Annotated in this window: 10 protein-coding genes and 2 pseudogenes; 4 read left to right on the top strand and 8 right to left on the bottom strand. The window is 70.5% G+C overall.

Going from position 1 to position 9,759, the window contains the following annotated elements:
• Positions 1–19 precede the first annotated feature (19 nt).
• Complete coding sequence (locus tag IH13_RS0124190) at positions 20–583, top strand: amidohydrolase family protein (protein ID WP_267883877.1); 564 nt, start codon at positions 20–22, stop codon at positions 581–583.
• 81 nt (positions 584–664) lie between these two features.
• Here the strand turns inward: IH13_RS0124190 and IH13_RS0124185 are convergent, their stop codons facing one another.
• On the bottom strand, positions 665–1,192 hold the full coding sequence (locus IH13_RS0124185; RefSeq protein WP_031087787.1) for a hypothetical protein: 528 nt from the start codon (positions 1,190–1,192) through the stop codon (positions 665–667).
• A gap of 276 nt (positions 1,193–1,468) precedes the next feature.
• Between IH13_RS0124185 and IH13_RS0124180 the strand changes: the two genes are divergently transcribed.
• Positions 1,469–2,086, top strand: coding sequence for a YceI family protein (locus IH13_RS0124180; RefSeq protein WP_031087785.1), 618 nt, complete (start codon positions 1,469–1,471; stop codon positions 2,084–2,086).
• Positions 2,087–2,171: 85 nt separating this feature from the next.
• Here IH13_RS0124180 and IH13_RS0124175 read toward each other — a convergent pair whose 3' ends face one another.
• The 4 genes and pseudogenes from IH13_RS0124175 to IH13_RS38275 all read right to left on the bottom strand — a co-directional run bounded on the left by IH13_RS0124175 (position 2,172) and on the right by IH13_RS38275 (position 5,874).
• A complete protein-coding gene (locus tag IH13_RS0124175) occupies positions 2,172–3,659 on the bottom strand; it encodes an AAA family ATPase (RefSeq protein WP_031087782.1) in 1,488 nt (495 codons plus the stop codon).
• 80 nt (positions 3,660–3,739) lie between these two features.
• The gene (locus tag IH13_RS0124170; protein ID WP_031087780.1) at positions 3,740–4,387 is read right to left on the bottom strand and encodes an SAM-dependent methyltransferase; all 648 of its coding nucleotides are present in this window, start codon (positions 4,385–4,387) and stop codon (positions 3,740–3,742) included.
• A complete protein-coding gene (locus IH13_RS0124165) occupies positions 4,387–5,445 on the bottom strand; it encodes an NAD(P)/FAD-dependent oxidoreductase (protein ID WP_031087778.1) in 1,059 nt (352 codons plus the stop codon). The genes IH13_RS0124170 and IH13_RS0124165 overlap by 1 nt, the downstream gene beginning before the upstream one ends.
• Before the next feature lie 15 nt (positions 5,446–5,460).
• A pseudogene (locus IH13_RS38275) lies at positions 5,461–5,874 on the bottom strand (ATP-binding protein).
• Positions 5,875–5,985: 111 nt separating this feature from the next.
• Here IH13_RS38275 and IH13_RS0124155 point away from each other — a divergent pair.
• Both IH13_RS0124155 and IH13_RS0124150 read left to right on the top strand, forming a co-directional pair.
• A complete protein-coding gene (locus IH13_RS0124155; RefSeq protein WP_031087776.1) occupies positions 5,986–6,810 on the top strand; it encodes a helix-turn-helix domain-containing protein in 825 nt (274 codons plus the stop codon).
• Positions 6,807–7,061, top strand: a complete 255-nt coding sequence (locus IH13_RS0124150) for a DUF397 domain-containing protein (RefSeq protein WP_031087774.1) — start codon at positions 6,807–6,809, stop codon at positions 7,059–7,061. Before IH13_RS0124155 ends, IH13_RS0124150 begins: the two co-directional genes overlap by 4 nt.
• Before the next feature lie 243 nt (positions 7,062–7,304).
• On the opposite strand, the pseudogene IH13_RS38270 reads toward IH13_RS0124150, so the two are convergent.
• From IH13_RS38270 to IH13_RS0124135, 3 genes and pseudogenes are all read right to left on the bottom strand, one after another.
• Positions 7,305–8,301, bottom strand: a pseudogene (locus IH13_RS38270) (iron-siderophore ABC transporter substrate-binding protein).
• 58 nt (positions 8,302–8,359) lie between these two features.
• The gene (locus tag IH13_RS0124140) at positions 8,360–9,220 is read right to left on the bottom strand and encodes an ABC transporter ATP-binding protein (protein ID WP_031087772.1); all 861 of its coding nucleotides are present in this window, start codon (positions 9,218–9,220) and stop codon (positions 8,360–8,362) included.
• A 1-nt stretch (position 9,221) separates the two neighbouring features.
• On the bottom strand, positions 9,222–9,759 hold a 538-nt coding region (locus IH13_RS0124135; RefSeq protein WP_031087770.1), incomplete at its 5' end, for a FecCD family ABC transporter permease.

Here is a 9,759-nt window from a genome sequence, read left to right as displayed (position 1 = left end):
ATGTGTATAAGAGACAGGTATCGAGGCCGCCGTCCGTTCGGGCGTCACCAGCATCGAGCACGGGTACGCCCTGGACGAGGAGCTGCGGGCGGAGATGGTGGAGCGCGGCCAGTACCTGGTGCCGACGCTGCTGGAGACGACCCAGGACCTGGACCCGGCACGCACCTCGCCCTCCGCGTACGAGAAGGGGGTGCGCTGGCACCGGACCGCCCAGGAGTCGGTGGCCCGGTCGGTGGCCGCGGGGGTCCGGATCGCGATGGGCACCGACAGCGGGCTGGCCGTCGGCCACGGCCACAACCTCAAGGAGCTGGCGCTGCTGGTGGACATCGCCGGACTCACCCCCATGGAGGCGATCGTGGCCGGGACCGGCGATGCCGCCCGGCTGTGCGGGGTGGACGAGGTCACCGGCACCCTGGAGGCGGGCAAGGCCGCCGACCTGGTGGTCACGGACGTCGACCCGCTGACCGACATCGCCTCCCTGGGCGAGCCGGACCACGTCCTCGCGGTGGTGAAGGAGGGCCGGATCGCCGTCGACCGGGCGGGCCTCTTCGGCGCCGGCACGCTGCCCGCGCTCTGCCCCTGAGCGGCGCGCCCGCGCCGTACGCCACCGTGCCCCCGGCCCCCGGAATCCGCCCGCCGGCCGGGGGCACGCGTGTGTGCGGGGTCAGCAGCCGCCGCAGTTGTAGTACGTCACGTCCCAGTGGTTGCCCTCGTCCGCGTAGACGTTGCCGGAGGCGGACCGGTACTGGGCCGCGCCGTCGCCGCGCAGGCCGATGTAGGTGAACGCGCTCTTGATGTAGTTGGTCAGGCAGGTGCTCTTGCCGAAGTCGAGCTTGTAGCCGTTCCAGTGCGAGTAGGTGCCGCTCGCGTGCCCGGTCTCGGTGCCGCCGGTGATGTTGAGCGCGCAGCCCGTGGCGCTCTTGAGCGTCTGGGCGCCCTGGGCGGTCGGCAGGTTGAGCTGGTCGAAGGAGGTGCAGGTCGAGACGTTGCGGTTGGAACAGCCGCCCGACGAGGACCAGGTGACGCCCGAGGAGCTGAAGCGGGAGGTGGCCTGGGAGTGGGTCAGCTTGGTGACGGCGTGGGCCTCGGTCGTACCGCCGAGACCGAGGACGCCGACGCCGGGCGCGAAGAGGACTCCGAGGACCAGGGCGAGGGCGGTCAGGGCCGAACGGAGGCTCGGACGGGACGGCATGGGGGGATTCAGCATGGGGAGGTTTCCTCCTGCTCATGACAATTCGAGGGAAGTGCACTACCGGCCCGCACGGGTCGGACAGGGGAGATCCTGCCCGGTTCTACGCGCGTCCGCCAGAGGGCGGTGGCCGCCGATGCGACCGCGGGAGCGCCGCACCGGAATCGACCGAGGAGGGATGTTGAATTTTGAACAAAACAGGTCTACAGTCGAACTCGTTGAAGCTTAAACAAGAGCTTCGACCGCCGCTCGTCTGCACACGTCCCCCGAGGAGGAGCCATGGCTCTGTTCAACCGCAAGAACAACGACGCCCCGTCCACCACCGCCACCCTCGCCGTGGACCCGGCGCTGGCCGCCCTGACCGGCGACTACACGATCGACCCGGCGCACAGCAGCATCGGCTTCACCGTGCGCCACGCGATGGTCACCAATGTGCGCGGCTCCTTCGGTGAGCACGAGGGCACGCTGAAGCTGGACGGCTCCGACCCCTCCCGCTCCGCCGCCTCCATCGACGTCAAGATCGCCAGCGTCGACACCGGCATCGCCGACCGTGACGGCCACCTGGTGAGCGGCGACTTCTTCGACGCCGAGACGTTCCCCCTGATGACGTTCCGTTCCACCAAGGCCGAGCAGCTCGGCGGGGACACGTACCGGATCACCGGTGACCTCACGATCAAGGACGTCACGCGCCCGCTCTCCATCGACCTGGAGTTCAACGGCTCCGCGACCGACCCGTACGGCAACCAGCGCGTCGGCTTCGAGGGCGGCGCCGAGATCCTGCGCTCCGACTGGGGCCTGACGTACAACGCGGCCCTGGAGACCGGCGGTGTACTGGTCGGCGACAAGGTCAAGCTGAACTTCGACATCTCCGCGATCAAGGCAGCCCCGCAGGCCTGATCCCCCGCACGACGCCGAGCGCCCGGCCCCGCCCCCTCAAGGGCAGGGAGCGGGCGCTCGGCGTACCCGCCTGCGGTCAGCCCCGTCAGTCCCCCTGGTACAGCCGCCGCAGATCGACCAGGACGACGTCTCCCGCCGCCTCGGCCCTGCGCAGCCCTTCGGTGAAGCCGGCTCCGCTGTAGCAGGCGAGCCGCACCGCGGTGGTGTCGATGTCTCGTGCGGCGAGCAGCCTCTCGATGTGCCGCAGACGGTCGAGGTGCTTCTCGCCCATGACCTGGTCCCACTTCGCCTCGCCGAGGGACAGCAGCACACCGTTGTCCTGACCGGCGGCCCCCCTGACCACCACGTCGACCTCGTGGCTGCTACGTGACGCGGGATCGGCGACCGTCCCGTAGGAGACGTCGATCGGCATTCCGCCGAACGTCTCCGGGGAGGCGAAGTGCGACACCCACTCCCGGCAGAGCTGTTCGAAGTGCGGGCCGACGACGGCTGAGCGGAACCGTTCCCGGGAGCTTTCCCACACCTGTTCGGCGAGTCCTCGGTCCAGCAGTGCCCGGGTGGTCCTGGACACCACGTGATCGAAGGCGATCAACGGCTCACCGACGCGGTAGACGCTGCGGTTCCTCCGGAACGCGTCCACCTCGCGCCGCACCAGGCCGCAGTCCTGCAACACCGTGAGCGGATGCGTCAGGTCACCGGCGGGCCGTCCGAGGCAGCCGGCGATCCCGCCGGCCGTGGCGTTCCCCGAGGCGAGCGCCGCGAGCACGGAGTGGTAGAGCGCACGGTCCCGCAGGTCCGATTCGTCGGCCAGCAGATACCTCGCCTCACGGTAGAGCGGTGACCGTGGCGACAGCGCGGTCCGGCACACCCAGGCGTCGAAGTCGGCCGGCCCGGACGGGACGTCCTCGCGGACGAACTCGCGGCGGTAGGCGGGAGTACCGCCCACCACACTGTGGACGAGCAGCGCGAGGCGCGGGTCCTCGATCCCCCAGAACGCGGCGGCCTGCCGGAAATCCAGGGGATGCACGACGAGTTCCAGGCTCGCCCTTCCCCGCAGCGGTGAGGTGCCGCTGAGCAGCCCGCCCATGAATCCGAGGGAGCTGCCGCACAGCAGCAACCGCGTCCGCGACTCCAGCCGCTCCGGCCTGCGGGGGCCGTAGGCGACCTGCACGACGGAGGGGAGCGAGGGGGTGGAGCGGGCCAGGTAGGGGAACTCGTCGATCACCACCGGCAGGGGCCTCTCCCGGCCCAAGGCCAGCAGTGCGTCGATGCCGCTCTCCCACCGGTCGAACCGCAGCGGCGCGGCAGCACCGGTGTAGTCGCCCAGCTCTTCACCGAAACGGCGCAGGGACTCCGCCTCGGTCGCCTCGTACGCGCAGAAGTAGAAGCCACCGGCGGCACGGGCGAGCGAGTCGAGCAGGAATGATTTGCCCTGTCTGCGTCTGCCCGACACGACGGCCAGGGTCGCCTCGCGCCCCGCATCGGCGGCGAACGCGGTGAGTTCGCTCCACTCCCAGTCGCGATCGAACATGTCCGATGGCTTGGCGAAGGTGCGGGGCGGCTGGACAGCCATGAGACGTCACCACTTACGCTCAGTTACGGAAGCGTACTTCTGAGAAGTACGCTTCCGTAACGAGCGGCCACCCAGCCGGGTCACGCCGTGCGGCGGACCTTCAGCGCGTTGTCCGTGCGGGTGGTGGGGTTGCCGTCCGGGTCGTTCTGGACGCGCTCGTGCTCGCCGCTGAGCAGGACCTCCCAGGCGCCGTCCGGCAGTTCGAGGGAGGCCAGCACCTCGTCGGGCGTCGGGAAGCGGACGGACGGGTCGGGGTTCTGCTCCCAGTGCGGGAAGCCGGCGTGTCCGACGACGAGGAGTACGCCACCCGGGGCGACGGCCCGGGCCGCCCGGTGCAGGATCGCCTCGCGCGGCAGATCACCCATGGAGTGCAGGAACTGGGCCGAGACCAGGTCGAACTCCCCCTCGGGGAAGGTCGCCCCCAGGTCGTGCCACTGCCAGTCGACGCGGTCGGCCACCCCGGCCTCCGCCGCGTGGACGGCCGCGCGCTCCAGCGCGACCCGGGAGATGTCCGTGGCGGTGACCTTCCAGCCCCACCGCGCCAGCCATACCGCGTCGGCGCCCTCGCCGCAGCCGAGGTCCAGGGCGCGCCCCGGCTTCAGGCCCTCCACCTCCCGTACCAGCACGGTGTTGGGGTTGCCGCTCCAGATCCGGTCGCTCTCGCGGTACCGGTCGTCCCACAGCTCGGCGTCGGTGGGGGCCGGGGTGGTGGCGTCGTCGTCGGTCATCACATCTCCTGAAGTCCGTGTCGGCGGTCCCCGAGCACGCGCTCGGTGACCTGGCGTTCCATTTCGGCCGAGAAGTCCGGGACGGCGGGGGTGCGGCGGGCCTCGACCGCGCGCCGGGTGTCCTCGGTGACGAGGTCCATGTTGATCGCGGACGCCGCCTTCAGACCTGCGGCCGCCGAGCCGATCACCTGTTCCATGGGGTTGGCGACGTTGCCCGCCACCCATACCCCGGGGACCTCGGTGGCCCCGGCGGGGTCGGCGGCGATGTACGAGCCCACGGCCTGCCCGGCCACCTCCATGGTGGTGGGAGCGAGGCCGAGGGTCTCCAGGACCCCGGACCGCGCCGTGAAGCGGGGCTGGACCACGACCGCCTCGCGCGGGATCACGGCGCCACCGGCCAGCCGGACCCCGGTGAGCCGGTCGCCGGTCACCTCCAGTGCGGCCACCTCGCCGTCCACCACGGCGACGGACCGGGCGGCAAGCTGCTCGTACTCCTCGTCGGTGAAGTCGGACGCGGTGTGCCGGAACAGCGCCACGTCGTCGGTCCACTGCCGCCACAGCAACGCCTGGTGCACGGCCATCGGGCCGGCCGCCAGGATGCCGACGGGGCGGTTCCTGACCTCCCAGCCGTGGCAGTACGGGCAGTGCAGCACGTCGCGGCCCCAGCGCTCGGCCACACCGGGTACCGGCGGGAGCTCGTCCACGAGTCCCGTGGTGACCAGCAGCCGGCGCGCCTCGACGGCGGACCCGTCCTCCTGTACGACCCGGAACCCGCCGCCCGGCAGCTTCTCGGCCGCCACGGCGTCGCCCTTCACGATCTCCGCCCCGTAACCGGCGGCCTCGGCCCGGCCGGTGGCCAGCAGCTCCAGGGGCGGAACACCCTCGCGGCCCAGGTAGTTGTGCGCGTGGGACGCGGGCGCGTTGCGGGGGCTTCCCGCGTCGATGACGAGCACCGAACGCCGGGCCCGGGAGAGCGCGAGCGCCCCGCTCAGCCCGGCCGCCCCGCCGCCGATGACCACGACGTCGTACCGCTGATCTCTGTCGATCGAATCGCTCATGCGAAACACCTCCGTCTACGGCAGAGAGTGCGCCCGCGACCCCGATTCGACAAACTTGCTTGCCGAAGCGGCAAACTCGCACCACACGATCTTCCCGGGGTCCCGCTCCCCCACGAGGCCCCGCCCGCCCTCCGCGTCGGGGACCAGGTCCGCGGCCGGGCGGATCCGGCCGCCCCCGCTGTCATGGACCTCGATGCGCAGGCTCTCCTCCCAGGTGATCTCGACCTTGAAGCCCCGACCGGGCGGCACGCCGTGCACCAGCGCGTTGGTGGCGAGTTCGGTCACTCAGAGCAGTACGTCGTCGACGGGCACCCCGCACGCCCAGTCGAGCAGCGCCGCCCGGACGAACTGCCGTACGAGGGGGATCGACCTGCGCTCACGGCGGTAAAAGGCCTCGCGGAAGCGGGTGAGTTGGGTTGTCTCGTTCACAGGACGACTGTCACAGAAAGTGACTAGAGTGATCCAGCGCGTCAGGTCGTACGGCGCTTCCGTACGACCGCTGACGGGTCGGCCGGAGTCGCGCACGGGGAGAGGCACTTCATGTACTCGGCGAAGAAGAAGAACAAGCGGGTCACGTCCTGGCACGTGATCGGCGCCCAGCTCGCCACCTTCCGCAAGACGGCCGGGCTGACACAGGCGGCCCTGGCCGACCGGTGCTGCGTGGGCGAGGACACGATCGCCTCGATCGAACAGGGCCGCCGCCCGCTCCAGGCGGACTTCGCGGCGCTGCTGGACGAACTGCTGGACACCAAGGGCGTGTTGCGGGTCGCGGTGGCGAAGGTGCCGCAGAAGGAGCGGTTCCCGGCGTTCGTGCAGGACTTCGTGGAGTACGAGCAGGAAGCGGTGACGCTGCTCTGGTACGAGAATCAGGTGCTTCCCGGGCTCCTCCAGACCGAGGAGTACGCCCGTGCCGTATTCGTCAGCCTCTACCCGCCTTTGGAGGAGGATGAGCTGGAGGAGCGGGTTGCAGCGCGGCTTGACCGCCAGAAGACGCTCGATCGTAAACCCCGGCCGATGGCCAGCTTCCTGATCGAGGAAAGCGTCCTCCGTCGGCCTATCGGTGGACGCCGTGTCCTGCGCGAGCAGATCAAGCATCTACGGCGTTGTGCCGAACTTCCTTTCCTGGGATTGCAGATCATGGCCACAGATCGGGAAGCACACGCCGCACTCGATGGACCGATGGTTCTGCTGGAGACACCTGATCACGATCAGTTGGCCTATGTGGAAGGGCAGCGGGTCAGCTTTCTGATCGATGACCTGGACGAGGTCTGCGTGCTGCAACAGAAATATGGGATGCTTCGTTCGCAGGCGCTCTCCCCCGAGGAGAGCATGCGCCTACTGGACGACCTGCTGGGAGAGTTATGACGCGCGAGGCACACGGCACACTGCTCAGTTGGTTCAAGTCGAGCTACAGCGGTAGCGAAGGCGGCGCCTGCCTCGAAGTCGCCTACCACTGGCACAAGTCCACCCACAGCAGCGACCAGGGCGGCAACTGCGTCGAGGTCGCCGCGCACCCCCGCGCGGTACATATCCGCGACTCCAAGACCACCGACGGCCCCGTCCTCACCGTCCCCCCTGCCGCCTGGACCGCCTTCGTCAGCGCCGCCACCCGCTAGCGGAGATCCGCCGGCTGCCGCCCACGGCCGGCCCTCGCCCTGCGGGCCCCACGTGGCCTTCTGTCATTCTGCTTGGTCGTGTCGGCTCCGGCCGCACCTGCTTCCCAGGACGGCGCGTCGACGGGAGCCCCGCCTCGCGCACCGCGTCGTCATCGGCGGGCAGGGTGAACCAGCGGGTACAGCACGGGTACGGAAAAAGGGCGGCACGTGTGTGCCGCCCTTCTCGACCGGTGCCCGGTGCGCCTACTTCATCTTCTCCGCGAAGAGCGGGACCACCTTGTCCAGCGCGTACACCGTCGACAGCACCGAGTCGGTGGCGAACGCCTGGCTGAGGCCCTCGTCGTCGAAGACGAGGGAGTGGCCGGCCTTCACGGACGGGACCGCCTTGTACAGCGGGTCGTTGCTGATGTCGGTGGCCGGGATGCCGATGGGCGACATCACCGTCAGGTCGGCGTCGAGGAGGTCCAGGTTCTCCTTGGATATGGAGATGGAGAAGCCCTCGCCGGCCTTGGCCTGGATGGCCGGGCTGTTCTTGAAGCCGAGGCGCTCGACGAAGTCCATGCGCCCGGTGCCGGAGACGTAGGCGCCGTAGCCCTCTGAGGTGCGCGAGCCCAGCGCGATCGTGCTGCCCTTGAACTCGGGGTGCGCCTTCGCGGCGTCCTCGAACTTTGCCTCGGTGTCCGCGATCAGCTGGTCGCCCTTGTCCTTGACGCCCAGGGCGGCCGAGATCATCTCGGTCTGCTTCTCCCAGGAGATCATGTACTGGTCGCCGCCCTTGGGCACGCCCACAGTCGGGGCGATCTTGCTCAGGGTGTCGTACCGCGTCTTGTCGCCGCTGGACTTGGTGTCGAGGATCAGGTCCGGCTGGAGGGCCGCGATCTTCTCGTACTCGGGCTCCATCGTGCCGATGATCTCGGGGCTCTTGTCGTACATGCCCTTGGCCCACGGACCGACGCCCTCGCCGCCGAAGGCCAGCCAGTCGCTCGTCGCCCCAGCCGAGCGCGACGATGCGCTTGGGGGCCTTGTCGACGGTGACCTCTCCGAACTTCGTCGCGACCTTCGCGGGGAAGGCACCGTCCGACGAGCCGCCCGGGGAGGAGGCGGACGCGGAGCTGTCGGAGTCGTCCGAGGAGCCGCACGCGGTCAGCCCCACGAGCAGGGCGGCGACGGCACCGGCCATGAGGACGGGGGTGCGGCGGGGGCGCCGGGCGCGGGGGGCGCTGGAGACGGAATCGTTCATACCCTTAGGTTAGCCTCACCTAAAGACAACGATGCCACGGGGTACCCCGCAGTCGGACTCAGGCAGCCGCTCCCCCGACGTGGTGGCGGCCGAGCGGCACCACCATCGGGGTGGCCGACGCCGGGTCCTCCAGCACGGTGCACCGCATCCCGAACACCTCGCCGACCAGTTCCTCGGTCACGATGTCGCGGGGCCGGCCCTCCGCGACGATCCGGCCGGCCTTCATGGCGATCATGTGGTCGGCGTACCGGCAGGCCAGGTTCAGGTCGTGCAGGACGGCGACCATCGTGACGCCGCGCTCCCGGTTGAGGTCGGTGAGCAGGTCGAGGACGTCCAGCTGGTGGCTGACGTCCAGGAACGTCGTCGGCTCGTCCAGCAGGAGTATGTCGGTGCGCTGCGACAGCGCCATGGCGATCCACACCCGCTGGCGCTGCCCGCCGGACAGCTCGTCCACCGGGCGGTCGGCCAGTTCGAGGACGTCGGTGGAGAGCAGCGCGTGCGCGACCGCCTCGTCGTCCTCGGCGGTCCACCGCCGGAACCATCCCTGGTGCGGATACCGGCCGCGGCCGACCAGGTCGGAGACGGTGATGCCCTCGGGGGCCGAGGGGCTCTGCGGGAGGATGCCGAGGACGGCGGCGACCTCCTTCGTCGGCATCTCCTGGATGCTCCGGCCGTCCAGCAGCACGGCGCCCCCGCTGGGCGGCAGCAGCCGGGCCATCGCCCGCAGGAGGGTGGACTTCCCGCAGGCGTTGGGGCCGACGATGACGGTCACCTGTCCCGGCGGGATGCTCACGTCCAGGCCGGTGACGATCTCCCGGTCGCCGTAGCCGAGCCGGACGTCCCGGGCTTGAAGAGTGTGCTCAGCCACGACCGGGCCACGCCTTTCCTTGTCGGTGTCGTCGGTGTACGGGGTCGCCATGTCAGCCTCCGGCGCCCACGCGGTTGGCGCGGGCCAGGAGCAGCAGCAGGTAGGGGGCGCCGATGATGCTGGTGACCACGCCCACCGGCAGCTGGACCGAGGGCAGCAGGTGCTGGGCGGCGAAGTCGGCGACCAGGACGAGCAGCGCCCCGGTCAGCGCCGAGTGCACCAGGGCCGCGCCCCGGCCCGGTACCAGGCGGCGGGCGATCGGCGCGGAGACGAACGCCACGAAGCCGACGGGTCCGGCCGCCGCGGTGGCGACGCCCGCGAGGGCGACCGCGCAGCCGAGCAGCGCCAGCCGCCCGGGCTCGACGCGGGCACCGAGTCCGGCGGCGGCGTCGTCGCCGAGCTGGAGGGGGCCCAGGGCGCGGGCGGCGAGGGCGGTGAGGGGCAGGAGGACGGCGAGGGCGATGAGCAGCGGCCACATCTGGTTCCAGGAACGGCCGTTGAGGCTGCCCGTCAGCCAGCGGAAGGCCTCCTGCGCGTCGGTGGTGTCGGAGCGGGCCATCACGTACCAGACGACGCTGGACAGCCCGGTG

Origin of the sequence: Streptomyces sp. NRRL WC-3549 (genome assembly GCF_000721935.1) — a bacterium.
Classification (GTDB): domain Bacteria; phylum Actinomycetota; class Actinomycetes; order Streptomycetales; family Streptomycetaceae; genus Streptomyces.
The sequence above is the reverse complement of the archived record's forward strand: the minus strand, read 5'-3'. Positions and strand labels throughout refer to the sequence as shown.

Bases quoted from the DNA above. Each gene is read 5' to 3' on its own strand.
- IH13_RS0124185 (WP_031087787.1), bottom strand. From the start codon at position 1,192: ATGCCGTCCCGTCCGAGCCTCCGTTCGGCCCTGACCGCCCTCGCCCTG.
- IH13_RS0124180 (WP_031087785.1), top strand. From the start codon at position 1,469: ATGGCTCTGTTCAACCGCAAGAACAACGACGCCCCGTCCACCACCGCC.
- IH13_RS0124175 (WP_031087782.1), bottom strand. From the start codon at position 3,659: ATGGCTGTCCAGCCGCCCCGCACCTTCGCCAAGCCATCGGACATGTTC.
- IH13_RS0124170 (WP_031087780.1), bottom strand. From the start codon at position 4,387: ATGACCGACGACGACGCCACCACCCCGGCCCCCACCGACGCCGAGCTG.
- IH13_RS0124165 (WP_031087778.1), bottom strand. From the start codon at position 5,445: ATGAGCGATTCGATCGACAGAGATCAGCGGTACGACGTCGTGGTCATC.
- IH13_RS0124155 (WP_031087776.1), top strand. From the start codon at position 5,986: ATGTACTCGGCGAAGAAGAAGAACAAGCGGGTCACGTCCTGGCACGTG.
- IH13_RS0124150 (WP_031087774.1), top strand. From the start codon at position 6,807: ATGACGCGCGAGGCACACGGCACACTGCTCAGTTGGTTCAAGTCGAGC.
- IH13_RS0124140 (WP_031087772.1), bottom strand. From the start codon at position 9,220: ATGGCGACCCCGTACACCGACGACACCGACAAGGAAAGGCGTGGCCCG.